We start from the raw sequence: 25839 nt of genomic DNA, 5'->3' as shown, positions 1-25839 counted from the left end.
ATACCCGCCCGATTCGTGGAACTGGGGATGTCGCATTTGGTCTGAACAAGCGAATAATCTGTCGCATACAATCATAATTGCGCGTTCTGGTGCGGCCCATTCGCATATGGCGGTATGCGCCTAGATCAAAAACAAACCACCACGTGTGTGTGGTGTGGACCGCTCGCAATTTCTCTGATTTGCTTCAACCACAGATCAGCGACGGGAGCTCCGCCGCCGATTTGTGTCGGCATGATCGAGGGAGGCTATAGTGGATCCCTTCTTGGGTGAAGTGCGCATTTTTCCATGGAGCTGGGCTCCGACGGGTTGGGCGCTGTGCAACGGCGCGTCGCTGCCGGTACAGCAGAACGCGGCGCTGAACGCCTTGCTCGGCCAGACTTTCGGCGGCAACGGCAGCACCACGTTCAATCTGCCCGACCTGCGCGGCCGGACGCCGCTGCACCTTGGCGTGGGCCAGGACGGGTTTGCCTATCAAATCGGCCAGACGGGCGGAGCGGAGGCGGTGACGCTGTCGGTCTCCAACATGCCGGCGCACAATCACGCGGTGAACGCGCTGGGCGGCACCAAGGCCAACGCCAGCACCCCGAAGAGCGCCCTGCCGGCAACCGTCGGCCTCGGCACGGGCATGACCACCTCGATCAACATCTACGCTCCGCCGACATCCGGGTCGGCTGTTGCCCTGGCGAACGACACCTTCTCGACCGAAGGCAGCAGTTCCCCGCACAACAACGTGCAGCCGTTCCTGGTCATGAACTTCTGCATCGCCACCCTGGGCCTCTTCCCGCCGCGTCAGTGATCCCCGGCGCACCCGGAGATTCGGAGGAACACACATGTCCGACTGCTTTCTCGGCGAAATCCGCCTGTTCGCCGGCAATTACAACCCGCAGGACTGGATCTTCTGCAACGGCCAGTCGCTGAGCGTTCAGCAGAACCAGGCGCTGTTCTCGCTGATCGGCGTGACCTACGGCGGCGACGGCGTGAACACCTTCAACGCGCCCGACCTGCGCGGCCGCCTTCCGATCGGCCAGGGCACCAACACGACGACGAACCCCCCGCTGACCGCCCGCGTCATCGGTCAGAACGGTGGCGAAGAGAACCACACGCTCACCCAGGCCGAGATGCCGGCGCACACCCACCCGGTTTACGCCACCACGGCGAACGCAACCTCGCAGACCGTCGGATCGACCATGCTGTACGCGCAGGTGGTACCCGACACCGCGCTGGGCATCACCGGCCTCTACACCACCACCCTGCCCCCCGCCGTGACCGCGGTCCAGTTCGACACCAAGACAGTCACCTATTCCGGCGGCGGCCTGCCACACAACAACTGCATGATCACCACCACGATCAGTTTCATCATGGCCATCCTGGGGAACTACCCCACCCGGCCGAACTGAGGGGAGACCCGGACAATGGATGCCTTCTACGGAGAGATCCGGATCTTCGGCTTCAGCTTCCCGCCGCAAAACTGGGCGCAGTGCAACGGCCAGATGCTGCAGATCAACCAGTTCCAGGTGCTTTTCACCATCCTCGGAGCCCAGTTCGGCGGCAACGGCCAGACCACATTCCAGCTGCCGAACCTCATGGGCAGCGCGGTGTGCAACCAGGGCACGGGCCCTGGGCTGACTCCCCGCACGTTCAGCAAGAGCTTCGGCGCCACCGCGGTGACGCTGGTGCAGAGCCAGATGCCGGTCCACCAGCACCAGTTCAACGCCATGTTTGTGGCGAATTCGACGCAGGCGACGAACATCCCGACGAGCACCTCGTATCTGGGGCGCACGTACAAGCAGTTCGACTACACCTCCACCGACACCTACGACACCACCATGTCGGTCCAGATGGTCGGCGTCGTAGGCGGCAGCGCGCCGCATGAGGACCGCCAGCCGTACCTGGTGATGAACTTCTGCATCTGCACGTACGGCGAGTACCCGGTGAAAGCCTGATGGCCGACGGCGCGACCGCAGCTTCCGGCATGCCGGAACGGCGACCCTTCGCCGTTCCGGCCGTTCTCGTTGGCCAGGGCATCACCCTCCGTCGCCAGACGGAGGAGGACGTGCCGTTCCTGTGCCGCCTCTACGTCTCCCTGCGCTGGGAAGAGGTGCAGCGCGTTCCGCAGTGGAACGACGAGATCCGCCTCGCCTTCCTGGAGGACCAGTACAGCAAGCAGCACCACCACTACACCACCCACTACACCCGCTCCGACTTCTTCATCGTCGAGCGGAACGGCGAACCGGTCGGCCGCCTGCTGCTCGACCGCGGCCACCACTCGGACCTGCGCGTGGTCGACATCGCCTTCCTGCCCGAAGCGCGCGGCAAGAGCTTCGGCACCGCCTTCCTCACCGCCGTGCAGGAGGAGGCGCTCGCCGAGGGCAAGAAGGTCAGCATCCACGTCGAGCAGGAGAACCCGGCCAAGCGCCTCTACGCGCGCCTGGGCTTCCGGGACATCAGCCAGACCGGCCCGTACTGGCTCATGGAGTGGGCGCCGGCGTAAGCCGCCGCGTCCGCGGAAACGGTGAAGGGGGCCTTGCGGCCCCCTTCCCTTTTCAGTTGAACACCGCCTGGTAGCGGATCGTGCCGTCGTCGTTGCGGGCGATGGGCACCACGAAGATCTCCAGTTCGCCCATGACCTCGTGCTTCAGCGGCAGGATCTGCTGGTTGAACTGGATGTCCGTGCGGCTGCCGTGGAAGAACAGCGAGAACGGGTCGCGCTTCTTCATCGGGTGGTCGTGCGAGGACAGCGCCGTCGCGTCCACCAGCGTGAACGTCTCCTGCACCTCGGGGTGTTCCAGCACGAAGGCGGTGCCGACGTGCGGCGCGAAGGAATCGAGAACCAGCGTCGAGAGATCGGTCATGCTGCCTGTCCGGAAGGGCATGGTGGGAATGCTGCCGAGTGTGCCACGCCACCCGCTTCCACTGCAAATGGTTGAACGTCCGACCCGCCGCTCGCGCCCCGGCTTCATACCCCCGTATGCCCGAGGTCACGCCGTCAGGTGCAGCCGCGACAGCAGCGGGCCGGCCGCGCGCTCGACCGCCTGCCAGTCGCCCGCCGTCGCGACCCGCCCGCCGTCCAGCACGACGACTCGGTCGGCCCCGCGCACCGTGGAGGCGCGATGCGCCACCACCACCAGCGTGACTTTCCCGCGCAGCGCGTCCAGCGAGGCAAGAACGCGCCGCTCGCTCTCGCCGTCGAGCGCGCTGGTCGCCTCGTCGAGGATCAGAAGATCGGGCGCGCGCAGCAGCGCCCGGGCGAGCGACAGGCGCTGACGCTCGCCGCCGGAAAGCGCGGTGCCGCGATCGCCGACCACCGTGTCCAGCCCACGCGGCAGCCCCCGCACGAAGTCCGCCGCCGCGGCCTGCTCCAGGGCGGCCCACATCGCCTCCTCCCCGGCCTCCGGCGCAGCCAGCGCGAGGTTTGCCCGGATGGTGTCATGGAACAGGAAGCCGTCTTGCGGCACATAGCCGACCCGTGCCCGCCAGGCGCGCCGCGCCGCGCCGTCCAGCGGCCGGCCGTCCACCAGGATATGGCCTTCCATCGGCACCAGGAGGCCAAGCAGCAGGTCCCCCAACGTCGATTTCCCCGCCCCGGACGGGCCGACCACCGCGGTGACGGCGCGCGCGGGGATGACGACAGTCACGCCGTCGAGCGCCGGTGCTCCGCCCTCGGCGTGACGGTAGGACACCCCTTCCAGGCGGATCTCCCGAAGCAGCGGCATCGATGGCGCCTCCGCTTCGGTTTGCGCCGCCTCGGCCGCGGCGCGCCATGCGGCCATCCGCTCCTGCGTCGCCGCGTGCGCCGGCAGGGCGTGCAGGACCATCCGCCAGCCGTCCTGGATGCGCACGGCCGCCGCCGCCATCCGGGCGAAGGCGGCAATGAGCACCAGCGTGTCGGCGAGCGCGACGCCGAACCCGCGCATGGCGACGAGAACGGCCACCGCCGCGATCGCCGCCGCGCCGATCTGGGTCGAGGTTCGCGCGATGCCGGCCGCGCGCTGGTACGCCAGTTGCCTTTCCCGCAGCGTCCCGACGCCGCCGCTGAACCGCTCCCGCCGCGTGGTTTCCAGAGCGAAGCTGCGCACCACCCGCATGCCCGCGAGATCGTCCGCCAGATCGGCCTGCCATGCGCGCGAGGCCTCGCCCACCGCGCGGCCGAGGGCGAAGGTGCGGCGGTTCAGCGGCCTCATCAGCACCGCGGAGAGGCCGGCCAGCAGCAGCCCCGCCGCCGTCATCGCCGGGGACAGACTGGCGGTGACCAGAAGCAGCACCGGCACCTCGACCGCCCAGCCGGCCATGCGCAGCAGAAACTCCACCCCGACCGCGGAGCGGTCGGCCTCGGTCGTCAGGACGTGCGCCACCTCGGCACCGCGCAGCCGCGCGAACGCGCGCCATTCCATCCCCATGAGCGCGGCGTGCAGGCGCTGGCGAAGGTCGTCCACGTAGTCCAGCCGCAACCGCAACACCGCCAGCCAGCGCGCCTGAACGACCGCGGCGGCGATCCCCACCAGCAGCACATACAGGGCCAGCGCCGGTTCCAGTCCGAACGCCCCGATGCCCAGGCCGTCCAGGAGGCTGCCGGCGGTCCGCACCGGCCCGTCCACGCCAACGAGGCCGAGGATCGGCACCAGCAGCAGCAGACCGGCACCCTCGGCGCACACGGCCACGATGGTGAGCGCCGCCACCCTCGCCACACGCAGGGGAGCGAACGCCATGACATCACGAATCAGGGCGGCGAAGCACGCGGTCGCGGATGGCGCCGGAGACGCCGGCCGATCCGACGGCCGCGGCGAGCCCGGCGGCGGCCGCATGGGATCAGGCATCCTTGCGGCCGGCCGCGACCTGCTCGGCGATCCAGCGGTAGGTACGCTCAAGCCCGTGGCGCAGGGGCCGCTCCGGCGCCCATCCGAGTTCCCGGCGTATCAGCGTGTTGTCGGAGCGGCGTCCGCGCACCCCCTGCGGCCCGGGAACGTGGCGCTTGCGCAGGCGCTTGCCCGCGATGCCGGCGACCAGATCGACCAGGTCGTTGATGCTGACCATCTCCTCGGAACCGATGTTGACCGGGCCGGTGACGTCGGAGCGGGCCAACCTCAGCGTTCCCTCCAGGCACTCGTCGATGTACAGGAAGGTCCGCGTCTGCTGGCCGTCGCCCCAGATCTCAATCTCGCCGCCGTCCTCCGCCTGGGCGACCTTGCGGCAGATGGCGGCCGGCGCCTTCTCGCGGCCGTTGTCCCAGGCGCCAAGCGGGCCGAAGATGTTGTGATAGCGGGCGATGCGGACGGGCACCCCGTGATTGCGCGCGTACGCCAGGTAAAGCCGCTCGCTGAACAGCTTCTCCCAGCCGTAATCGCTGTCGGGATTGGCCGGGTACGCCGTGTCCTCGCGGCAAAGCGGGTTGGCCGTGTCGGTCTGATTTTCCTGTGGGTAGACGCAGGCCGAGGACGAGTAGAAGAGCCGCCCGACCCCGCGCCTGTGGCAGGCCTCGACAACGTTCAGATTGACGACCGCCGAGTTGTGCAGGATGTCGGCGTCGTTGCGCCCGGTGAAGATGTAGCCGGCACCGCCCATGTCGGCGGCGAGTTGGTAGACCTCGTCGAACGGCGCATCGACCACGCTGCCGCACACGCCCGGATCGCGGAGGTCCGCGACAACGAAATCATCGGCGGCACTGGCCTCGTAGGAAGGCCGCGCAAGATCCACCCCGCGCACCCAGAAGCCCTCGCGCTTCAGGCGCTCGACCAGATGGCCGCCAATGAAGCCACCCGCACCCAGGACCAAAGCTTTCTTCACTGGACCACTTCCACCCGATGCACCGTCCGAAACCTCGACAGGACTGTAGGGCAACCCCACCTATGCAGGCAACAGCGGCCGAGCTTTTCAACGACTGCTGCCGCCTTGCCCGGCGAACAGACGCCATGCTGGCACACGACACAGCCGGGACGCGCGAACGTCAGCCGGCGCGCCGGTCGCTCCGCCTCGCGCCGCCCAACCCCAAGGCCTGCTTTCCCAGCAGCCAAAGGAACACGCTGTTCGACACGCAATAGCGCCGTGCCAGCCGTCTCGGTTCCGAGGCCATGCGGAACAGCCATTCCAAGCCGTTGCGCCGCATCCAGACCGGGGCCTGACGCTTGGTGCCGGCATGGAAGTCGAAGGCGGCACCGACGCCGATCATGACCGGCGCCTCGATGCGGCCCAGATGGGCCGCCATCCAACGCTCCTGCTTCGGCGTGCTGAGGCCGACCCACACGATGTCGGGCTGGGCCGCGTCGATGCGCTCGGCCACGGCACGGTCCTCCTCCTCGCTCAGCGCCCGGAACGGGGGAGCGTATGCGCCGGCGATGCACAGGCCGGGGAAGCGCCGGGTCAAGTTGCCGCGCAGCTTCTCCAGCACGTCGTCGGTCGCGCCGTAGAGGAAATGCCGCCAGCCGCGCTCCTCCGAAGCGGCGCACATCGCCAGCATCAGGTCCGGACCATAGACGCGCTCGGCACGGTGGTGGCCGGCACGGCGGCAGAGCCACACCAGCGGCATGCCGTCCGTCGTGACCATGCCTGCGGCATTGTGAATCGCCTTGAGCGCGGGGTCGCGGTGGCTTTCGATGACGCCGTGCACGCCGGTGACGCAGACATAGCCCTGACGGCGTTCGGCAATCCACCCGCCGAGGGTGGCCACGGCCTGGTCCAGGCGCTGCGCCCACACGCGAACGCCCAGGATGTCGACGCGCGGAGCCGGAACGGCGGCAAGCGCGGGGGACACCGCCTCCGCCGGGCGGACGCCGGGCCGTTCGGCGAGCAGAGGCGCCATCGTCTTCGTCACCACGCCCCCCGGCCGGTAACCACGACCAGGAGCGTGCGGCAGAGAATGTGGATGTCCAGCCAGAGCGACCAGTTGCGCACGTAATAGGTGTCCAGGCGCTGCTGCTCGCTCAACGACGTCGTGCTGCGGCCCGACACCTGCCACAGGCCGGTGATCCCCGGGCGAACGCGCCGCCGCATCCGTTGGGCGCACGGCTCCAGACGCACCAGGTGATAGTTCGGCAGCGGCCGCGGCCCCACCAGGCTCATCTCGCCGCACAGCACGTTCCACAGCTGTGGCAGTTCATCGATGCTGAAGCGGCGCATGAAGCCGCCGACGACCGGCACGACACGCGGATCGTTGCGGAGCTTCATGGAACGTTCCCACTCGGCCCGCACCTCGTCCGACTGCGCGATGACCCGGTCGAGCCGGCGAGCGGCGTCCGGCACCATCGTGCGCAGTTTCCACATGCGGAAAGGCCGCCCGTGCAGACCGGTTCGGATCTGGACGTAGAAGAACGGACCCGGCGACACGACGGCGACCACGGCGGCACAGACGGCGATCACCGGTGCGGCCAGGACCAGCGCCCCCGCGGCGAACACGACGTCGAGCGCCCGCTTGACCGCCTGGTTGACCGGGTCGAGCAGATTGCGCCGCATCTCCAGGCCCAGTTCGGCGCCCAGATCGCGCACGGAGATCCACAGGCTCTGCACGTCACCCATTTCGGGGCCGATGTCGGGCACGATCACGACGCGCCGGTACGGCAGGTCGTCGGCCGAGGACGGCGGGACGATGCCCGGCCCCGAAAGCGCCACGAGGGCAAGGCCGACACCCGGCACCGGCGGCTCTCCCGACGACGGCCGCTCGGCCCAGGCCACCGGAATCCAGCCCAACTCGCGATGCCGGGTCAGTGTGTCGGCCAGCGCGCGGCGCCGGTCCTCCGGCCCGAAGACGACGACCCCCTCGCCCCAGCCGCCCCAACGGATCAGCAGGTGCTGCGCGACCGCGTCCCACAAGGGAATGGCCACGACCGCGACGGCTCCAGCCATCAGCAGGATTCCACGCGACCACAGCCCGTCCAGCGCCAGCCGGTCGAACAGGATCATCGCGCCGAAGCACAGCGCCGTGACGGTGACGCGCTTGCGCAGACGCTCCACGCCGGTCTGCCCGTAGCCGGGATAGAGGCCCGCCAAGGCGTACGCCAAGGGCAGGAAGACCACGGCCACGGCAACGCCGGCGAAGTTTCCCGGACGGACGTCGATGGCGAACCAGTGGGCGGCGTGCAGGCGCACCAGGATCCCCAGCAGGACGGTCGCTTCGAGCAGCACGAGATCGCCCAGCACCAGCACCGCCGCCGCGACGCCGCGACGCGGTACCCGGGTGGCCATCCCGTCCGGCGCAGCCGGGCTGCGCTCGCGCACGGAGGCGTCGGCCCTCCCCTGGCCGGCGGCGAGGGGGTCGAAAACCGGCGTCTTCGGCAGAAGGCGGGTCACGGCGCCCCCCCCTCGGCGGTTCGCCAGGATTGCGCGAAGCCAACCCCCAACAGAAGCGCCAGCGTGAGCGCGACGGCGGGCATCTGGGCGCTGAAGTCGACCATGCCGTGCAGCCCGATCAGCGCGGCGCCCGCGATGGCCAGCGCCGGGTACATCTGGTCGCGCCGGCGGCTCACCAGGCCGCGCGCGCAGACCGCCAGCACGATCGCCAGCGACAGGCAGAACAGCGCCGCCGCCGGGAGCCCCAAGTCCATGGCCAGCTCAAGATAGACGTTGTGCGCGAAGTCCCAGACCGTCGGGGCGAAGAGCGTGGGGTCGCGGTACATCCGGAACGCCGGCAGGAAGGCCCCGAAACCGTGTCCGGTCCACGGCGCGTCGGCAATCGCCGCGGCCGTCAGCCGATAGAGTTCCTCGCGGTCGCGGTCGGTGCCGAGCGCGACCGTATCGGCGAGCCGGCCGATGGTCTGCCCGCCGCTGGTGCCGACCACCCACAGGCCGACCGCCGCCATCACGACGCCGAGGAGCAGCGCCGTGCGCGGCCGGGCCAGCCGCCCCGCCACCGCCGCCGCCAGGAGGACGAGAAGCGCAAGGCCGGTGGCCAGGAAAGCCCCTCGGGAATGCGACAGCAGCAACGCCGATCCGATCACCATCGCACCGACCAGGAACGGCGCGGCCCGCAGCAGCACGGTCTCCGTCACCTCGTAGGCGCGCCGCGCCGCGCCGGGGCGCGGCGGCCGCAGGGCGTGCATGAAAAGCACGGTGCAGCAGAGCACGCCCAGGCCGGCGTAGGCACCGTAGGCGTTGCGGTTCACGAAGGTGGCCGTGAGATCGCCGAGGTAGGCCCATTTCTCGAGCCACAGGATGCGCTCCCACCCGGCGAAGTGGACGGCGAGGCCGTACGCGGCGTAGACGACGCCCGCGAGCGCCGTCGCGACGATCGCCTCACGGGCCCGCGACCGGTCGCGGCCGAGCTGCACGGCCAGCCAGAACACCCCCCCATAGGTGAGCAGGCGCAGGAGGGCGGCGCGCGTCATCGCCGGATCGACGGTGATCCCGCCGGCCACCGGCGCCTCCAGCGCCGCCGCGGCCTCTCCCCACAGCGGATGCCACCACGCGCGCGGCACGACGTCCAGCGTCTGCACGAAGGCCCAGCCGAGCACCACGGCGAAGGGAAGCGCCACCGGCCACAGCCGGCCGAACGGAACCGGCGCCCGCGCGCGGCCGCGCAGCACCCCCTGGCTCCAGCCGATCGCCAGGAGCCCCACCAGCAGCGCAAGCAGACTCCACGCCCACGGGCGATAGCCGCCGAGCGGCAGCGGGGCCAGAAGCACCACGGCCAGCAGCAGACGGAAGATCACCGCGTTGGTTCTGGTGGGCACGCCACTCTCCGTGATCGCCGCCTCAGGTCTGGCTGGCGGCGATGGGCTTGACCTCGATGACCGGCGCGTTGTTGGGAGGGTTGGGGGTGTTCGTCTGCGTCGGGGGCGTCGTCCCGCCGTTATTGAAGGGTTGGCCCGTGTCCGGATTTTTGCCGGCCAGGATGTCGTTGATGACCACCGGGTTCGTCGGATTGGCCTGGTTGATGAGGCCCGTCTGCGATATCTGCGTCAGTTCGCTCCGCACCACAGTCACCACGTTCGGCACGACCGTGGCGACCGGGGCGCTGGTCGACGCGACATAGGCGTTCGTCATCACCAGAACCGCTGCGTTCGGCGCGGTCTGGTAGACGACCGGGTTGGCGATCACCTGCACGCTGGCGGTGGCGATGCTGGCCACCAGTTGGGGCGCAATGCGCTGCGCTTCCGGCTGCACAATGATGCGCGCCGCCGTGGTGACGACCTGCATGGTCGTCTGCGGGGCGTTCTGCATCACCGGGAGGTCCTTCACCGACTGCACCGCGGTGGCGGCGACCTGCACCGCCGCCGCCGGCGCCGTGGCGAGAATCTTCTCCGCGGCGCTGACCGCCTGATTCGCGACGTTCGCGGTCAACGTGGGGTTTCCGGTGCTGGCCGCCACCTGGACCGCCGCGTTCGCCAGCGCCCCGACGCTCTCCGGCGCGACGCGTTGCGCGGCCGGAGACACGAAGATTCGCGCGGCGGCCGTCACCACCGACTCCGTCTGCTGCGGCGCCGACTGCACGACGGTGGTGGCGCGCACCGTCTCCACCGCCGCCGCGGCGATCTGGACGGCCGCTTGCGGGTTGGTGTTCAGCATCTGCTCGGCCGCACGCACCACCTGGCTGGCCAGCGCCCCCGCCTGTTGCGGGTTGCCGCCGCCCAGCGTGTTGATGGCCTGCTGGATCGCCTGCGGGTTGCCCGTGAGCACCGCTGCCTGCAGGGCTGGAGGAAGCCGGACCTCCCCCGCGTTGCTGGCTGGCCCCTGGCCTTGGCCCTGCCCCTGGCCTTGGCCTTGGCCCTGACCTTGGCCGCGATTCTGTCCTTGGAGGGACTGGGCGTCGGCCACCGGAGACAGCCCGATGCCGGCAACCACCAGCGTCGCAGCCAAGATGCCGTGAATCTTCATGCCGTCACCCTCCTTGAGGACCGTCCCGACGCCCGACGGGCGACCTGACGCAATAAATACTACACTCGGTACCGCTTGGTCTAGGATTGTGCAAATCAGAGTTGATTATGCTTTCATTTAATCACGCGACAGGGGCGGCGCCTCAGAAGCGCCGCTGCAGGACCCTGACGATGTCGCCGGGCAGGATCGGCGCCCGCTCCACCGCGCGGTACTCCTTCTGCTCGCCCTCGATCACGCGGACCAGCACCACCTCGCCCTCACGGGCGCGGTAGTCGTAGCCGCCGGCCTTGGCGATGGCGCTCAGCACCGTCATGCCGGTGGTGTAGGGGAACTCGCCGGGCTGGCGCACCTCGCCGAGCACATAGAACGGGCGGAACGTCTGCACCTCGACGGCGACCTTGGGGTCCTGGAGGTAGGCGTCCTTGCGCAGCAGATCCTCGATGCGCTTGGCCAGCGTCTTCGCGGTCACGCCGCTCGCCACCACGTTGCCGACCAGCGGCAGCGAAACGTTGCCGACCGGATCGACGACGAAGTCGCCCGACAGGTTGTTCTCGCCGAAGACGATGAGGCGCACCCTGTTGCCGGGTTCCAGCACGTAGGCATCGGCGGGGTTGCCGATCTTCATCGGCGCCTCTTCGGTCGGAAAGCTCTGCTGCGAGGAGCAGCCCGCCAACAGCGCGGCAGCGAGCATCGCGACGCAAAGGAGGGCGCGGGCCGCGCGCCCCGGGAATTCACGGCTCATGGAACGGACGCTCCCAAGGAAACGGATACGGTTGCCGGCCTTGCCGTCACCAGAACGCATCCGGAAGGCCAGAATGCACACGGAGGGTGGATAAACGACTTTCCCGACATCCCACAACGGGTTACACCGTCCGGCGATGGTGGTCCATGATGATCAGATCCCTTCTTCGTGATTTCTTTGCGTCCGCAACCAACCGGAGCGCCTCCTCGACGGCACCCCCGAAGCCGACGGAAGGTCTTTGCGTCTACGCGGTCGGCGACGTTCACGGCCAGCGCAAGGAGCTGGAGGCGCTGCTGGCGCGCGTGGAAGCGGATGCCGCGCGCATGCGGGCGGACGGGCTGAACACGCGGATCGTCTTCCTCGGCGACTATGTCGACCGCGGGCCGGACAGCCGCGGCGTCCTCGACTCCCTGTGCGCGCTCGCGAAGCGCTCCGCCGACGGGTCCGGCATCGCCTGCCGCTTCCTGCTGGGCAATCACGAGGCGGCGATGCTGGACTTCCTGAAAGAGCCTGCGGCCAATTCCCAATGGTTGAGCTTCGGCGGCGTCGAGACGCTGGGCAGCTATGGCGTGCGCGCCTCCGCCGGCACGACCGAACCGGCGCGTTGCCGGGCGTTGCGCGACGCGCTGGACGAGCGGCTGCCGGATGAACACAGGAGGTTCCTGGAGACGCTGGAGCTCATGGTCGCGTTCGGCGACTACGCCTTCGTGCACGCCGGCATCCGGCCCGGTGTGGCGCTGGAACGGCAGCATCCTGACGATCTCCTGTGGATCCGCGAACCCTTCCTGTCGTCGCCGCGGCGGCACGAGAAAGTCATCGTCCACGGCCACACCGTCGTCGAACGGCCGGAGATCCTCGACAACCGCATCGGCATCGACACCGGGGCGTACGCCACCGGCGTGCTGACCGCGGTGGCCCTGCACGGTGTCGAGCGCCGGATCCTCGCGACCGCCCCCTGATATACATCGCATGCGTGCATACTGTTTAGAGACAAATCGCGACAGTATGCATCAATTTGCTTCACGCATCTGAATCTGTTCAAAAGACAGGATGTTCGCTATAAGAAGGTAGCGCCTCGCCATGCAACTTCTGGGACCCGATGCCGAACCCTGCCGCCACCTCCCGGCCGCGCCGCCGTGCACTTGAGGCCATCCTGAACTCCGGAGTGGCCGCATGGGCCGGAGCCTTGGTGATCAGCGCCGCGCTTACGGTGCCGGCGATGGCCCAGACCACCGCCCCCGAACAGGATCCCCGCCGTGCACGGGCCGGCGCCAAGGTCACCGGCGAAATGAATCCGGAGGAACGCTCGGGCCCCTCCGGGGACGAGGAGCGGGTGCACGAGGCGTTCCAACCGAAGGGCATCGAACTCGGCGAGTTCCTGCTGCTGCCCAAGATCGAATTCGACGAAACGTACAACAGCAACCTGCACGCCGTCGAATCGGGCGGCCGTTCGGACTTCGTCACCACGATACGCCCCGAAGTGAAGCTGCGCTCCCGCTTCAAGGAGCACGCAATCAACCTCTCGGCACTCGCGGAACAGTACGTGCACCGGCGGTTCACCAAGGACAACCGGCTCGACCTGCAGTTGGACGTCGATGGCCGCTACGACTTCACCAGCGAAACGCAGGCCAACTATTTCGGCCAGGTCTTCTCGCGGCACGAGGAGCGCGGCAGCCCCGACGACGCGCGCGGCCTGGAGCCGACGCCGACGCAAGGCTTCGTCAACCGCGGCAGCATCAAGCACCAGTTCGGCCGGTTCACCGTGGTCGGCGAGGGCGGTCTCGACCGCCGGACCTACGGCAACGTCATGACGGCCCTGGGCAGCACCGTCCGCAACGACGACCGCGACCGTTGGGAAATGCTGGTCCGCGGCCGCGGCTCGTACGAGATGTTCCCGGGATACGCCGCCGTCACCGAACTGACGGCGAACCGCCGTCTCTACGACAGTTCCCTCGATCGCAACGGCTATGACCGGAGCAGCCACGGTTACCGGGTCGAGAGCGGCATCGGGCTCGACCTCAGCAAGCTGATCCGCGGTGACTTCCTGGTCGGCTATCTGGCGCAGGATTACCGGGATCCCCGCTTCCACGACCCCAAGGGCCTTTCGCTCCGTGCCACGTTCAACTGGACGCCGACGACTCTCACGATCGTCGTGCCGTCGCTTGAGCGCTCGGTGAACGAGACCACCATCAGCCGCTCCTCGTCCATGGTGCGCAACGCCCTCAGCCTCACCGTGCGCCACGAACTCGAGCGCAACATCGTGCTGAGCGGCTACACCGCCGTCTTCTATGACGAATTCCAGGGCGTCGACGACCAGAACGCCTGGACGTACGAGGCCCGGGGCCGCATCACCTACGCCTTCACTCCGGAATTCTTCGTGGGCAGCGAAATCGGACACCGCCAGAAAAGATCACAGGCGGTCGGGGCGAGTTTCAAGCAAAGCATCGTTACGCTGCGCGCAGGACTGCAGCTATGATGTCTCCCCCGTTCCGGATCGCGCGTTGAAGACGCGCCTCGACTGAGACCATGACTGAAATCGACCTGCCCTCCATCGCGCCGACAATCGACGTCCGCCAGCAGGTCCGCTGGGCCTGGAGAACGGTTTGGCGGGGCAAGTACTTCGTGCTTGCCTGCATGGCGCTGGTGATGGTGCCCTCGGTCCTGTTCTTCCAGCAACTGACGCCGCGTTACACGGCCGAAGCCAAGATCATGATCGAGGCGCCGGAAACCAACGACGTGCTGTCGGATCGCGCGGTGATGGTCGGGCGCCAGCGGCTCAGCGAAACGGTGGTGCAGACGGAGGCCGATCTCATCGCCTCGACCATGCTGGCGCGCCGCGCGGTCGCCAAGCTCCAGCTGGAGCGCGATCCGGAATTCAACGCCAAGCTGCGCGCGCCCAAGCCGCTGGACGTGTTCCTGCGGTCGCTCAACCCGCTGTCCTGGATCCCCGCATCCTGGACCGCGCGACAGGACGAGCCGCAGGCGCTCAGCCCCGGAGCCCGTGACGACATCGAACTGGCCCGCGTCGTCGGAGCGTTCTCATCGCGCCTGACGGTGCGTCCTCAGCGCCGCTCCTTCATCATATCCGTGCAGTTCACCTCGGAAGACCGCGAAAAGGCGGCGCTCATCGTCAACACGGTGAGCGAGCTGTATGTCCTCGACCGCCTGGAAGCCAGCTTCGACGAGGCCAGGCGCGTCACCGGATGGCTGGGCGAACGGCTGGAGTCGCTGCAGCGCGAGGTGGTGGCGGCCGAATCCGCGGTGGAGGAGTTCCGCGCCGTCAATGGACTGCGCCGCAAGAACGAACGCCAGGCGACCGTCGGAGACCAGCAGCTCTCGGAACTGAACTCCCGCCTCGTCATCGCGCGCTCGGACCTGGCGCAGAGGCAGGCCCGGCTCGGCCAGGTGCGCTCGCTGCTCCGCACCCGCGGCAGCGTCGATACCGCGTCCGACGTGCTGCAGTCGCCGCTGATCCAACGCCTGCGCGAGCAGGAAGCCGCCAAATCGCGCGAGATGTCGGAAGCGCTGAAGACCTACGGCGAGAGGCATCCGCGGATGGTCGGCTTCCGGGCCGACCTCGACGATCTCCGCAGCAAGATCGCGGCGGAGATCGAGAAGATCAGCGCCTCCATCGCCAACGACGTCGAGGTGGCGGCGGCCGGCGTGCGCTCGCTGGAGAAGGAACTCGACACGCTGCGCCGGCAGACCAACGTGGCCGGCGAGGCCGAGGTCCGGCTGCGCGAACTGGAACGCCAGGCCGATGCGACGAAGGGCCTCTACGAGGCGTTCCTCAGCCGCTTCAAGCGGGAGGCGGAGCAGGAGCGCATGCAGCGCGCCAACGCCCGCATCGTGTCGCCCGCCAGCATTCCGGTGGGGGCCTCGTTCCCGCCCACACGGTCGGCGCTGGCGGTGCTGCTCCTGCTATCGGCGCTCGGCGGCGTCGCCCTCGTGTTCCTGATCGACCGCCTCGACAACGCCATCCGTTCGGCCGACGAGGCCGAGGAGATCACCGGCATGCCAACGCTCGCCATGATCCCGCTGCAGCGCGGCGGCGTCGAGCGTCCGGTCGACGAGGTCCTGCAACGCCCGAGGTCGGCGCTGGCCGACAGCGTGCGCAGCCTGCGCACCGCGCTCCACCTGAGCGAGGATGGTCAGGAGAACCGCATCATCCTGGTCACGTCGTCGGTGCCCAAGGAGGGCAAGACCTTCGTCTCGCTTTGCTTGGCTCTGCTGTTCTCGAAGAGCGACGACCGCGTGCTGCTGATCGACGGCGACGTCCACCGGCCGCGCCTGCACACCGCGCTCGGGCTCGACGGCGAGCGTGGCCTGACACAGGTCCTGGCGAACGAGGCGACCTTCGACGACGTCGTGCAGAGAGGGGTCGGCGGCAGCCTCGACTTCCTGCCGGCCGGCCGTTACGCGAACGTCGCCGAGATCATCCAGGCGCCGCAGATCGAAGCGTTGATCAACGCGCTGTCGGAGCGGTACACGCGGATCGTCATCGACTCGCCGCCGGTGCTGGCCGTTGCCGACGCCCGCCTCCTGGCCCGCTTCGCCGACCGTGTCATCTACCTCGTCCGCTGGAATTCCACCGCGCGCGACGCCGTCCGCAACGGCGTGAAGCTTCTGCGTGCCGCCGGCGTGAACCTGTACGGAAGCGTCCTGTCGCAGGTGAACCAGCGCAAGCACGCCCGCTATGGTTACGGCGACTACGGCCAGTATTACGGGCGCTACCGTGAGTACTATGGTGAGTGAGACGGCGCAGGCTCCCGCCCACCGCGAAGCCCGGCAGACATCCAGCGTCGGCGCCGCGGTGATCGCAGGGGTGATGGGCTGCGTCCTGCTCGGGCTCGGCGTCCCGAGCCTGGTCACCGCCGTGCGCACGCTCGATGCCCGGGGGGTGATCTGGGCGACCTACACCGGGGCGGCGGTGCCCGAAAAGGCGCGCCTTGACGCCATTGCGGACCTGGGGGTCCTGCAGCGCTGGGGGCGTGACGGCGAACTGGAAGGCGACGCGGGCCTGCTGCTCCTGCGCGCCGGACAAGCGGCACCGACCGACGCCGAACGGGAAGAGCGTTTCGCGGCCTCCGCGGCAGCCTTCGGCGCGGCGCTCGCCGTCGCTCCGGGACAGCCGAACGCCTGGGCGAACCTCGCCTATCTCCACCTGCACAAGGGCGATACGGCGGCCGCGGTGGCCGCGCTGCGCATGTCCATGCTCTCCGGTTCGTTCGTTCCAGCGCTGATGGCGTCGCGCATCGAACTGGGCCTGAGACTTCTGCCGGTCATGGATCCGGAAACCGTCGGGCTGCTGCAGCGGCAGATCCGCCTGACCTGGACGCTCGATCCGGACTTCGTCGCCAAGCTGAGCGCGCGGCCCGGTCTCGCCCCCCTGGTGCGCGACGCCATGGACGGACTGAGCGAAGCGGAAATGGCGCAGTACGTCCGGCGGCACGGAGGGCAGAAGTAGCGTTCCGGAACGGTCGCGCAGCGGCCCGCGCAATCTCGCAGGCGGCGGGAGACGACTTACGACAACGGAGCAAGCCGTGGGAAGCAGGCCGGAGACGCGAATCGCAGCCCTGGATTCCTTGAGGGGGATTGCGGCCGCCTTCATCCTGGCGCACCACTGCTGGCTGGCGGTGATTGGGTTTGATGCGGGCGCCGGAAACCCGTTCGATGTTCCGTGGAGCATACGGCAGGCCCTGGGGTTGGTGCTGGAGAACGGACGGGCAGCCGTCATCGTGTTCTTCGTCCTCAGCGGCTACGTCCTGTGCATTTCCGTCGAAAAGCAGAACGGGACATACCTCTCGTTCGTATCGAAGCGGGTGTGCCGGATCTGGATACCGCTTCTGCTTTCGGTGGCACTGTCCGTTGGTCTCTATCTGGCGATCGGACCACACCCCGCCGGCAACTTGAGCGCATGGTTCCAGCATCAGGCGGGCTGGTATTCCGCTCCGACCCCTGCGGTGCTCCTCGGGCATGCCCTCATGACGGGCCGGCCCGACCACACCAGTTTCAATACGCCGATGTGGAGCCTCGTCTACGAACTGCGCATTTCCCTTCTTTTCCCGTTCCTGGCCGTGCTGGCGCGCCGACGCCCGCGAGCCGTGGCCAGCGCAGCGCTGGCCTTCTATCTGGCCGAACTGATCGTGTCCCACGTCGTCCTCGGGCGCCCGCTGCGCCCCGGGACCGCCTCCGACGTTGGCCGCGATCTGTTCTCGACCGTCCATTTCCTGGGGTGTTTCGCCCTGGGCGCCGTGCTGGCACACGGCCGGGAGCGGATCCGGGCCTTCTTCGCGCGGGCGACGAACGGAACGGCGCCCGCGGCTTGGACGGCTGCGATCGTCCTGTTGCTGGTGCGGGAAGATGCCGCCGGCATCGCGGGGGCGGGCCTTGCGGTGGCGCTCTGCGCCGGCTCGCCACCCGCCGACCGGGTTCTGCAACGCCCGCTGCCCTTATGGCTCGGTCGTGTTTCCTACAGCCTGTACCTCGTCCACATGCCGATCCTGCTCGGCGCGGGGCACTTTCTTCACGGCACGGCAACGCCGGCGCTACTGGTCGCCGCGGTCATAGCGCTGTCGCTGCTGGCCGCCGAGGGGATGCATCGCTGGGTCGAGGTCCCCAGCATGGCGCTGGGGCGTCGCATCGCCACCCGGATCCGGCGCGGCAACCGCCCCCACGACATGGCGCCGGCTGGGCCGGTCCCGCCCCCCGCCCTCCCGGCGGACCGCCGGATTTAGTCGGCCCGCTCCCGCACGGGTGCGTTGCCCGGGGCGTACGGTGCAGGGCGCACAGGAGCGTTCAGAACACGGCCGTACACGTCCATGCGCCGTTCATAGGCCGGCCGGTCGGAGAAGCGGGCCATGAACGTCGTTCGCGCAGCTTGCCCCATGCGACGAAGCGCTTCGGGCCGTTCCAGCAACGCCGCTGCCTGCCGTCGCCAGTCGGCGATGTCGCCCGGTCGTGCGAAGGCGCCGGAGATGCCGTCATCCAACATGTGGACCGCGGCGCCGTCGGCGGAGGCCAGAACCGGCAGGCCATGCGCCATCGCCTCGGCGACCACGAGCCCGAAGGTCTCGTTCCAGAGCGACGGAAACACCAGGAGCGACGCCCGCGTCATCGCCGCCGACACGGCGTCCGCAGGCATCGCGCCGAGAAAGCGCACGGTGTCCGGGGCGGCGCCTGCCAACCCTTCCCTGAGCGGCCCATCGCCGATGATGTCGAGCGGTGCGTCGAGGCCCCGCCAAGCCTCGATCAGTGTTTCGAGGCCCTTCTCCGGGCTGAGCCGGCCGACGAACAACGCCCCCCGCCGCTCCCCGTTGCGGGCGGGCCCCGGGCCGGGATCGCGCACCGCGGGCGGACAGACGACGATGCGGTCCGCGGGCAGGCCACCGCGGACGAACACCTCGCGCGCGTGGGGATTGAGCGCCAGGAACAGATCGACCGCGTGCCGCCACGTTCCGGCCACGTGATGGATGCCGGTCATCGCGGCCACCGCCGCGCTCGCCCTGCGGCTGCCCCGATAGCAGGCGTGCGCGACCGCCGGCCATTTGATGGTGCGCTCGACGCAGTCGGCGCACGCCCGGCCGTCACGCAGCATGAATCCGTTGGCGCACAGCAGGCGGAAATTGTGCAGCGTCTGCACGACCGGCACCCCGTGCGCCCGCGCGGCGTGGTAGACGGCCGGAGAGAGCAGCGGAAACGTGTTGTGGACGTGGACGATGTCGGGGCGCTGCGCGGCGATCGCCTTGGACACCGCCTCATAGCCGGCGCGCGACCAAATGGCGCGCAGCGCCAGCCCAAGCGAACCGCCGCCGATACGCGCGTTGTCCTCGACCAGCGTGGCCACGTCGACGCCGTGCGCGGCGAGAAGCCCCTCCTCGGTCTCGACCGCCACGTCCTCACCGCCGCGCAAACGGTAGCGCTCATGGACCAGCAGGATGCGCATCGCCCTCTCCCATCGCCGCCGGGCTGCCGCTCGGCCGGCGCCTTGCGGATCTACCTCAAAAGCGTTAGCACAATCATAATGGAGGCCCATCCTCCACCCGCAGAAATATGTTGAGCCCTCGCAGCCCTCCCCCTTAGAGTTGCCGAACCCGGGCCAAGCACAAGCGTGGTCTTTCTTTCCTTCCAGACGCGATGCGGAACGAAACTGGTCATTGTGGCGGTACGCCGGCCGAGTTCATCGCAGCCGCGCGTCGCGTCCCGCGGAACATCGGACATTTTTCCGTATGCTGAGCTGGCTGCGCGCCTCGTTCGGCCTGTCGTTCATCGGCAGCGTCTCCTCGTTTTCCGTGGCCCATGCGGTGAACGTTCTGCTGCCGCTGCTGATGATCCCCTACCTCGCCCGGGTGTTGGGAGCGGAAAGCCTGGGGCTGGTCGCCTTCTCGCAATCCTTCGGCTTTTACGTCACCCGGATCGTCGAGTTCGGGTTCGACTTGTCCGCCGCGCGGAACATCGCCCGGCACCGCGACGATCCGGCGTCGCTGTCGGACATCCTCGGGTGCGTCCTGACGGCCAAACTCATCCTCCTGGCCGTGGCGGCCACCGCGGCCGGGCTGGCGTTCCTTCTGATCCCGGCGTTCCACGCGCATCACGCCGTTTTCTGGTCGGGGTTCCTGTGGGGGCTGGGACAGTCGCTCAGCATGGTGTGGTTCTTCCAGGGCATCGAACGGCTCTGGACGGTCGTTGCTGCCGAGGTGACCTGCAAGGCCGCCGCCGCCGCCGCGACCATGCTCGTGGTCAGGCAGCCGGAGGACGGCTGGCTCTACCTCGCCCTGCACGGTGCCGCGGCGCTGGCCGCGGCCGCGATCGGCCTGGGCCTCGCCCGCCGCACGACGCCGCCGGCCGTTCCCTCGGCGGCGGCCGTCGCGCGCACCATGCGTGAAGGGTTCGCCATGTTCCTGTTCCGCGTATCGGAAGGGCTGTACACCGTCGGCGCGCCGTTCCTTCTCGGATTGATGGCGCCGCCACAGGTGGTCGGCTACTTCGCCGGCGCGGAACGGATCGCCCGCGCCGCCGTCCGGCTGACAGGGCCGCTCGGCGGAGCCGTGTTCCCGCACATGAGCCATCTTGCCCGGCGGTCGCGGTCGGCGGCTGCGGCCACCGGACGGCTCACCATCACGCTGTTCGCCGCCGTCGGCCTGATGATCAGCCTCACCCTCTGGCTGCTGGCGCCGGTCGCCGTCGATCTGCTGCTCGGTCCCGGGTTCCGCCCCTCGGTCGCCGACCTGGAGATCCTGGCGCTGCTGCCCGTCCTGTCGGCGGTGACGCAGGCCATCGGATTCCAATGGATGGTGCCGCTCGGGCTCGATCGCGCGTTCGTCGTCGTCGCGTTCTCCTCCGGTGCCGCGTACATGGCGCTGGCGTCCGTGCTCACGCCGTCGTTCGGCGACATCGGCATGGCGACGACGGTCATCCTTGCCGAGGCGTTCTGCCTCGCGGTCATGGCGCTGCTGCTCCGGGCACGGCGCCTCGACCCGTTCTCAATGCGGTGATCATGGCTTCGCCAAATGCGGTGATCATGGCTCCGCCAGCGGAATCCCGGGCGTCGTGGAACGGTCGATATGCGCATCGCCATTTTTGATTATCTGGTGACCGAGACCAACCCGGTCGGGCGCTGCCATCTGACGCTGTTGCGCCGCCTGTGCGACGAGCACGAGTTCGTCGTCTTCGCGGTGGCGTTCGACAACCCGCGTCCGGACCGCATCCGATTCGTCCGGGTTCCGGCCCCGCCCCGCCCCCTGGCGCTGCTCTTCGTCGCCTTCCACCTCCTCGCCCCGCTCGCGCTCCTGGTCGCCCGGCTGCGGGGAACTCCTCGCTTCGACTGCATCCAGTCCGTGGAAAGCAATTTCGGCTTTCCGGGAATCGCGTACGCGCATTTCTGCCACCGCGCCTACCTGAACGCGCACTGGAAAGCGGCGCGCCCCAGCGGCCTGCGGCGCATGGCGCGATGGCTGGACCACTGGCTGCACGCGGTGGCCGAGCCATCCGCCTTCCGCCGGGCCAAACTGGTGGTCGTGCCGTCGCGCGGTCTGGCGGCGGAACTCTCCCGGCAGTACCCGTGGGTGGACTCCAAGCTCCGGATCCTCGCGAACCCCGTGGACACCGGGCACTTCACCCCGCCGGCGGACTTCGACCGCCAACGGGCGCGTAGCGGGCACGGGTACACGGAGGACGACGTGGTGCTCTGCTTCGTCGCGCTCGGCCATTTCGAACGCAAGGGTTTGCCGCCGCTGATCGATGCGATGGCGCGTCTGGCCGACCGGCGCCTCCGGCTGCTCGTGGTGGGCGGAACGGACGCGACGGTGCGGGACTGGACGCGACGGGTCGCAGCGGCCGGACTCGCCCACGCCGTGCGCTTCGCCGGCATGCAGAAGGACGTGCGCCCCTGCCTGTGGAGCGCCGACGCCTTCGTCCTGCCCTCCTTCTACGAAGTTTATCCCCTGGCCGGCCTCCAGGCGGCCGCCGCCAAGCTGCCGCTGATCGTTACCGCGGTGTACGGCCTGGAAGAAGTCCTGCGCGACGGCGAGAACGGCCTGCTGCTCGAACCGACCACGGACGGCCTCGCGCGGGCGCTCGGCCGTTTTCTCGCCTTGTCGCCGGCCGAGCGCAGGTCCATGGGGGAGGCTGCGGCACGCACGGTCACGGGCTGCGGCGAGGAGCCGTTCGCCGAACGTTGGCGCAGCCTGTACCGGCAGTGGGGGGCCTCGGCATGATGCTGCTCGCCCTGTGCCTGTCGTCAGGCTACCTGATCTTTGGTCGTCCCTTCGCCTATCTCGGGGTGACGCCATTCTACCCCGCCGAACTCTATCTGCTTCTGGCCGCGCTTTTCCTGCCCCGGCGATGGCTTGGCGCCATGATCGGAGATCTGCTCGCCCTGCGGCCGGTCGCGCTGCTCTCGGCCCTTGTCATCGCGTGGGGCGTCGTCTCGGTCGCCCGCGGGCTGGAGGCCGGCTACGACCCCGAGATCGCGCTCAAGGAATTCAGCGCCCACTACTACGTGCTGTACTTCTTCGTCGGCCGGGCTGTCAGCCATCATTTCCATCGACGCCGGGCGGCACTGTTCTTCGTGATCAGCGGTCTGCTCGCGGGCATCAACTGCATCATCTATGCGCTCTACACGTCCAGAATCGAGCTGTTCCTGCCGTGGGCGCCCGAGGTTCCGGCCTTCGACGTGCCGGCGATGCTGTCCTATCCCCTGGTCGGGCTCACCGCGTTTGCGCCCTACACAGGCGTCGCCGGCGTCGTCGCGATCATTGTCGACCTCGTGGCGTCCCTGACCAATCCTGGACGCGCGCTGTGGCTGTCGATGCTGCTCGGGTGCGGCGTGGTCTTCGCCCTCCGCCCCGACCGGCGCATGGTCGTCAAGGTGGTCATCAGCGTTCTGGTGGTCGTCGCCGTCGTGTACTCCGTCGGCAGCCTGATTCCTGCGGCGGAGGGCCGCGGCGGATCGCTTTCGCCGATGTGGGTCGTGGCCCAAGTGCTGTCGACCTTCGATCCCGAAATGGCGCACGATCTGTTGATCGAAAGCGACGAGGGCGTCGAAGCCTCAACGGTGTATTCGCGCTTCGGCACCATCAATTGGCGCTACACGATCTGGGAATTCATCATCGACAGCCTCGACTCCGCCGAACTCTGGTTCCTCGGGCACGGCTACGGACTTGAACTCCCAAGCCTGATCATCGGAGCGGAGAACCTGCGCTCTCCGCACAATTTCATCCTGTACCTTCTTGGATACACCGGGCTCATCGGGTTGGCGATCTATCTCAGCTTCTCCGGAGCTCTGCTTGGGGCCTTCTACCGGCTTCCCCGCTCCCCGTACCGCTCGTTCCTTCTGGGGCAGTTCGCCTCCGTCTGGACGCTGGCCATGTTCGGAAACGCCCTTGAGACCCCCTTCGTCACCGTCCCGTATTATCTCGGCATGGGCATGGCCTACGGCGCCGCCGTCATCGAGGCCCGGTCCGTGAAAAAGGACAACGCATGAAACGGTGCGTGCTCTTCGTGGTGCCGCATCTCTTCGGCTCCATGCGCCTTCTCGCGACGGTGCTTCGGCACATGGACCGGACCCGCTTCTCGGCAACGATCCTCGCGCTCGGCAGCCGCACCATCTTGAGGGAGGAGTTTCCGGACGACGTCGAATTCCACATTCTCGACGGTGACTCGAGCTTCGCCAGCCGTTTCGCCGCCCTGCCCGCGATCATCCGCCTGGCGCGCCGGCACGACCTGATCGTCGCCTATGCGGAGTTGACGCCGACCTACCTGACGGCGCTTGCGGGCTGGATCGTCGGACGGCCGGTCATCGGTTGGATGCACATCCACCAGTCCGAGATCTTCCGCCATCGCCTCCGTCCCGAGTGGGCGCACCGCCCGGTATTCCGGGCCGTGTACCCTCGGCTCACGCGGGTGGTCGGCGTCGGACGGACGGTCTCCCGCGACCTCGAAGCGGCGTTCGGCCTGTCCAACGTCGCGTGCATCCCGAACGCCGTCGATACCGACGCGGTGCGCGCCCGGGCGGCGGATGCCCTGCCGGAGACGGCAGCCGACCTGTTTGCCAAGCCCGTTCTGCTCTCCGTCGCCCTGCTGGAATGGCAAAAGGGCTATGATGTCCTGATCGCCGCACACGCCAAGCTGCGCGCCGCGGGCATCGACCACACGCTGGCCATCGCAGGGGACGGCAGTCTCGCGAACGACTTGCGCGCGCTCGCGGACCGCCTCGGGGTGGCGGACAGCGTGCGGTTTCTCGGCTACCTGAAGAACCCCTACCCGGTGATGGCGCGGGCGCGCGGACTCGTGCTGGCCTCCCGCCTGGAGGGCTTCGCGCTGGTGGTCGCCGAGGCCCTCGCGCTGGGGACGCCGGTCGTTTCCACGCGCGTCGCCGGGCCCGACGAGATCCTCGCCGACGGAGCGTACGGGCCACTCGTTCCGGTCGATGACGTCGATGCCCTGGCTTCGGCCATGGGCCGTCTGCTGACCGAGGACGCCTGGCACGCGGCGCTCGCACGGAACGCCCCGGCGGCAGCCGAACGCTACGCGCCGCGCCACACCGTGCCTCCGGTCGAGGCGCTGTTCGACGAGGTGCTGGGAACCCTGGGGACGCTGGCGCCGGAATTCCGGCTGCTGTGCCGGGCGGCGCGCTCGGCGCTGGGGAACGGCGGCGCGCCGTTCGCCGATGCCATGTCCGGCTGGGCGCCGGACTGGGCGGCGGTGATCGAAGGGGCCGGGCGGCATCGCGCCGTGGCCCTCGTGCTCGCCGGGCTCCGCCGCGCGGACAAGGCGGCGGTGCCGTCCGAGGTGCTCTCGCGCCTGCGGCGCCTCGCCGACCTGAACGGCGCGCGCTGCCTCGCCCAGGCCGCCGAGGTGATCCGACTCGCCGGTCTCTTCGAAGCCGCCGGCATCCGGGTCATGGTGCTGAAGGGCGTGGTCCTCTCGCTGCAGCTCTACGGGAACCTCGCGCAACGTGGAGCGGGCGACATCGACCTGCTGGTCGATCCTGCCCGGTTCTGGGATGCGGACGGCGTCCTGGCCGCCGCCGGCTACCAGCGGGAAGGGCCACCGATCTCCTCCGCCCGCCGCACCGCGGGCCAGCGGTTCATCCGCGACCTGACCTACCGCCACCGCGAAAGCGGTGCGCTGGTCGAACTGCACCAGCGGCTGACCAGCAACCCGAACCGCATGGCCGCGGATTTCGAGACCTTATGGCGTGACCGCGTGGAGGTGGGCCTGGGCGGTGCGGCCATCACCACCCTTCCCCGGCGTGTCCTGCCGCTCTACCTGTGCGTCCACGGCGCCCACCATTGCTGGGAGCGTCTGTGCTGGCTGGCCGACCTGGCGGTGCTGCTGAAGGACGGAAACGGCGCCGCGGCGGCCCTGGCGGACGCCGAGGCGGCCGGCCTGGGACCGGCCATGCGCCTGGCGCTGGCGCTGGGGCACGACTGGCTGGGCCTGCCGCTTCCCGACGGCCTGCCGGCCGACGCCCGGGAGGCACGGGAGGCCAAGCGCTTCGCCGTGCGCTTCTTCGCGGGGAAGCGGTGGCTGGACTCGTCCACGAAGGGCACCGCGCCCTGGCTGCGCCGCGAGGTGTGGCGCCGCCATTACCTGTATTCCATGAAGGGGGGCTGGCAGCACGGCTGGAGCGAACTGCGGGCGGATCTCGTCAACCCCGTCGACTGGGACCTCTTCCCGCTGCCCGACCGGCTGTTGTGGCTGTATCCGCTGCTGCGCCCCGTCGGATGGCTGGTGCGCAACGCCCGACGCTGGCGGTCGGCGCACCGGCGCACGCCGCCGGAGTGAGCGCGGTG

22 protein-coding genes are annotated in these 25839 nt (G+C 69.0%); 13 read left to right on the top strand and 9 right to left on the bottom strand.

The window, feature by feature from the left end; all coding sequences use genetic code 11:
• The first annotated feature begins 250 nt into the window (after positions 1 to 250).
• The 4 genes from TSO221_RS12445 to TSO221_RS12430 are packed head-to-tail and all read left to right on the top strand — an operon-like array spanning position 251 to position 2491.
• Positions 251 to 796, top strand: a complete 546-nt coding sequence (locus TSO221_RS12445; RefSeq protein ID WP_199229465.1) for a tail fiber protein — start codon at positions 251 to 253, stop codon at positions 794 to 796.
• Between the two features lie 34 nt (positions 797 to 830).
• Positions 831 to 1397, top strand: a complete 567-nt coding sequence (locus tag TSO221_RS12440; protein WP_109118814.1) for a tail fiber protein — start codon at positions 831 to 833, stop codon at positions 1395 to 1397.
• A 15-nt stretch (positions 1398 to 1412) separates the two neighbouring features.
• Entirely contained in the window at positions 1413 to 1943 is a 531-nt protein-coding gene (locus tag TSO221_RS12435) for a tail fiber protein (protein WP_109118813.1), read from the top strand.
• Positions 1943 to 2491, top strand: a complete 549-nt coding sequence (locus tag TSO221_RS12430) for a GNAT family N-acetyltransferase (RefSeq protein WP_109118812.1) — start codon at positions 1943 to 1945, stop codon at positions 2489 to 2491. Before TSO221_RS12435 ends, TSO221_RS12430 begins: the two co-directional genes overlap by 1 nt.
• Positions 2492 to 2543: 52 nt before the next feature.
• On the opposite strand, the gene TSO221_RS12425 is transcribed toward TSO221_RS12430, so the two are convergent.
• From TSO221_RS12425 to TSO221_RS12390, 8 genes are all read right to left on the bottom strand, one after another.
• A complete protein-coding gene (locus TSO221_RS12425; RefSeq protein WP_109118811.1) occupies positions 2544 to 2852 on the bottom strand; it encodes a hypothetical protein in 309 nt (102 codons plus the stop codon).
• Between the two features lie 126 nt (positions 2853 to 2978).
• Positions 2979 to 4706, bottom strand: coding sequence for an ABC transporter ATP-binding protein (locus TSO221_RS12420; protein ID WP_158284070.1), 1728 nt, complete (start codon positions 4704 to 4706; stop codon positions 2979 to 2981).
• Positions 4707 to 4806: 100 nt separating this feature from the next.
• Positions 4807 to 5781, bottom strand: a complete 975-nt coding sequence (locus TSO221_RS12415; protein ID WP_109118809.1) for an NAD-dependent epimerase/dehydratase family protein — start codon at positions 5779 to 5781, stop codon at positions 4807 to 4809.
• A 160-nt stretch (positions 5782 to 5941) separates the two neighbouring features.
• Positions 5942 to 6805, bottom strand: a complete 864-nt coding sequence (locus TSO221_RS12410; protein ID WP_199229464.1) for a WecB/TagA/CpsF family glycosyltransferase — start codon at positions 6803 to 6805, stop codon at positions 5942 to 5944.
• Positions 6802 to 8277: a sugar transferase gene (locus tag TSO221_RS12405; RefSeq protein ID WP_109118807.1), complete on the bottom strand. Its 1476-nt coding sequence runs from the start codon at positions 8275 to 8277 to the stop codon at positions 6802 to 6804. The genes TSO221_RS12410 and TSO221_RS12405 overlap by 4 nt, the downstream gene beginning before the upstream one ends.
• Positions 8274 to 9656: an O-antigen ligase family protein gene (locus TSO221_RS12400; protein ID WP_109118806.1), complete on the bottom strand. Its 1383-nt coding sequence runs from the start codon at positions 9654 to 9656 to the stop codon at positions 8274 to 8276. The genes TSO221_RS12405 and TSO221_RS12400 overlap by 4 nt, the downstream gene beginning before the upstream one ends.
• A gap of 22 nt (positions 9657 to 9678) precedes the next feature.
• Positions 9679 to 10800, bottom strand: a complete 1122-nt coding sequence (locus TSO221_RS12395) for a hypothetical protein (protein ID WP_109118805.1) — start codon at positions 10798 to 10800, stop codon at positions 9679 to 9681.
• A gap of 142 nt (positions 10801 to 10942) precedes the next feature.
• Positions 10943 to 11542 carry a polysaccharide biosynthesis/export family protein gene (locus TSO221_RS12390; RefSeq protein ID WP_109118804.1) on the bottom strand — a complete coding sequence of 200 codons (600 nt, stop codon included), beginning with the start codon at positions 11540 to 11542 and terminating at the stop codon, positions 10943 to 10945.
• Between the two features lie 146 nt (positions 11543 to 11688).
• Here TSO221_RS12390 and TSO221_RS12385 point away from each other — a divergent pair, with 146 nt between their 5' ends.
• From TSO221_RS12385 to TSO221_RS12365, 5 genes are all read left to right on the top strand, one after another.
• On the top strand, positions 11689 to 12501 hold the full coding sequence (locus TSO221_RS12385) for a metallophosphoesterase family protein (RefSeq protein ID WP_199229463.1): 813 nt from the start codon (positions 11689 to 11691) through the stop codon (positions 12499 to 12501).
• A 140-nt stretch (positions 12502 to 12641) separates the two neighbouring features.
• Positions 12642 to 14018 carry an outer membrane beta-barrel protein gene (locus TSO221_RS12380; protein WP_109118803.1) on the top strand — a complete coding sequence of 459 codons (1377 nt, stop codon included), beginning with the start codon at positions 12642 to 12644 and terminating at the stop codon, positions 14016 to 14018.
• Between the two features lie 50 nt (positions 14019 to 14068).
• Complete coding sequence (locus tag TSO221_RS12375; RefSeq protein WP_109118802.1) at positions 14069 to 16297, top strand: polysaccharide biosynthesis tyrosine autokinase; 2229 nt, start codon at positions 14069 to 14071, stop codon at positions 16295 to 16297.
• Positions 16287 to 17009: a hypothetical protein gene (locus TSO221_RS12370; RefSeq protein WP_146208789.1), complete on the top strand. Its 723-nt coding sequence runs from the start codon at positions 16287 to 16289 to the stop codon at positions 17007 to 17009. Before TSO221_RS12375 ends, TSO221_RS12370 begins: the two co-directional genes overlap by 11 nt.
• Before the next feature lie 76 nt (positions 17010 to 17085).
• Positions 17086 to 18279 carry an acyltransferase gene (locus tag TSO221_RS12365; protein ID WP_109118800.1) on the top strand — a complete coding sequence of 398 codons (1194 nt, stop codon included), beginning with the start codon at positions 17086 to 17088 and terminating at the stop codon, positions 18277 to 18279.
• Here TSO221_RS12365 and TSO221_RS12360 read toward each other — a convergent pair.
• On the bottom strand, positions 18276 to 19487 hold the full coding sequence (locus tag TSO221_RS12360) for a glycosyltransferase family 4 protein (RefSeq protein WP_158284069.1): 1212 nt from the start codon (positions 19485 to 19487) through the stop codon (positions 18276 to 18278). The genes TSO221_RS12365 and TSO221_RS12360 overlap by 4 nt on opposite strands.
• Before the next feature lie 283 nt (positions 19488 to 19770).
• Between TSO221_RS12360 and TSO221_RS12355 the strand changes: the two genes are divergently transcribed.
• The 4 genes from TSO221_RS12355 (at position 19771) to TSO221_RS12340 (ending at position 25831) form a co-directional block, all read left to right on the top strand.
• Positions 19771 to 21036, top strand: a complete 1266-nt coding sequence (locus TSO221_RS12355) for an oligosaccharide flippase family protein (RefSeq protein ID WP_109118798.1) — start codon at positions 19771 to 19773, stop codon at positions 21034 to 21036.
• A 69-nt stretch (positions 21037 to 21105) separates the two neighbouring features.
• Positions 21106 to 22257, top strand: a complete 1152-nt coding sequence (locus TSO221_RS12350; protein ID WP_109118797.1) for a glycosyltransferase family 4 protein — start codon at positions 21106 to 21108, stop codon at positions 22255 to 22257.
• Positions 22254 to 23525, top strand: coding sequence for an O-antigen ligase family protein (locus TSO221_RS12345; protein ID WP_146208788.1), 1272 nt, complete (start codon positions 22254 to 22256; stop codon positions 23523 to 23525). Before TSO221_RS12350 ends, TSO221_RS12345 begins: the two co-directional genes overlap by 4 nt.
• Positions 23522 to 25831, top strand: coding sequence for a nucleotidyltransferase family protein (locus tag TSO221_RS12340; RefSeq protein ID WP_109118795.1), 2310 nt, complete (start codon positions 23522 to 23524; stop codon positions 25829 to 25831). Before TSO221_RS12345 ends, TSO221_RS12340 begins: the two co-directional genes overlap by 4 nt.
• The last annotated feature ends 8 nt before the right edge of the window (positions 25832 to 25839 follow it).

This window comes from Azospirillum sp. TSO22-1 (assembly GCF_003116015.1).
Classification (GTDB): Bacteria; Pseudomonadota; Alphaproteobacteria; order Azospirillales; family Azospirillaceae; genus Azospirillum.
Note: the sequence above shows the minus strand (reverse complement) of the source record. Positions and strands in the feature narration are given on the sequence as shown.

What these genes read in the sequence shown, in the direction of transcription:
- TSO221_RS12355 (WP_109118798.1), top strand. Translation starts at nt 19,771, where the DNA reads ATGCTGAGCTGGCTGCGCGCCTCGTTCGGCCTGTCGTTCATCGGCAGC.
- TSO221_RS12380 (WP_109118803.1), top strand. Translation starts at nt 12,642, where the DNA reads ATGCCGAACCCTGCCGCCACCTCCCGGCCGCGCCGCCGTGCACTTGAG.
- TSO221_RS12360 (WP_158284069.1), bottom strand. Translation starts at nt 19,487, where the DNA reads ATGCGCATCCTGCTGGTCCATGAGCGCTACCGTTTGCGCGGCGGTGAG.
- TSO221_RS12435 (WP_109118813.1), top strand. Translation starts at nt 1,413, where the DNA reads ATGGATGCCTTCTACGGAGAGATCCGGATCTTCGGCTTCAGCTTCCCG.
- TSO221_RS12425 (WP_109118811.1), bottom strand. Translation starts at nt 2,852, where the DNA reads ATGACCGATCTCTCGACGCTGGTTCTCGATTCCTTCGCGCCGCACGTC.
- TSO221_RS12370 (WP_146208789.1), top strand. Translation starts at nt 16,287, where the DNA reads ATGGTGAGTGAGACGGCGCAGGCTCCCGCCCACCGCGAAGCCCGGCAG.
- TSO221_RS12430 (WP_109118812.1), top strand. Translation starts at nt 1,943, where the DNA reads ATGGCCGACGGCGCGACCGCAGCTTCCGGCATGCCGGAACGGCGACCC.
- TSO221_RS12390 (WP_109118804.1), bottom strand. Translation starts at nt 11,542, where the DNA reads ATGAGCCGTGAATTCCCGGGGCGCGCGGCCCGCGCCCTCCTTTGCGTC.
- TSO221_RS12385 (WP_199229463.1), top strand. Translation starts at nt 11,689, where the DNA reads ATGATGATCAGATCCCTTCTTCGTGATTTCTTTGCGTCCGCAACCAAC.
- TSO221_RS12420 (WP_158284070.1), bottom strand. Translation starts at nt 4,706, where the DNA reads ATGGCGTTCGCTCCCCTGCGTGTGGCGAGGGTGGCGGCGCTCACCATC.
- TSO221_RS12440 (WP_109118814.1), top strand. Translation starts at nt 831, where the DNA reads ATGTCCGACTGCTTTCTCGGCGAAATCCGCCTGTTCGCCGGCAATTAC.
- TSO221_RS12350 (WP_109118797.1), top strand. Translation starts at nt 21,106, where the DNA reads ATGCGCATCGCCATTTTTGATTATCTGGTGACCGAGACCAACCCGGTC.
- TSO221_RS12345 (WP_146208788.1), top strand. Translation starts at nt 22,254, where the DNA reads ATGATGCTGCTCGCCCTGTGCCTGTCGTCAGGCTACCTGATCTTTGGT.
- TSO221_RS12340 (WP_109118795.1), top strand. Translation starts at nt 23,522, where the DNA reads ATGAAACGGTGCGTGCTCTTCGTGGTGCCGCATCTCTTCGGCTCCATG.
- TSO221_RS12375 (WP_109118802.1), top strand. Translation starts at nt 14,069, where the DNA reads ATGACTGAAATCGACCTGCCCTCCATCGCGCCGACAATCGACGTCCGC.
- TSO221_RS12395 (WP_109118805.1), bottom strand. Translation starts at nt 10,800, where the DNA reads ATGAAGATTCACGGCATCTTGGCTGCGACGCTGGTGGTTGCCGGCATC.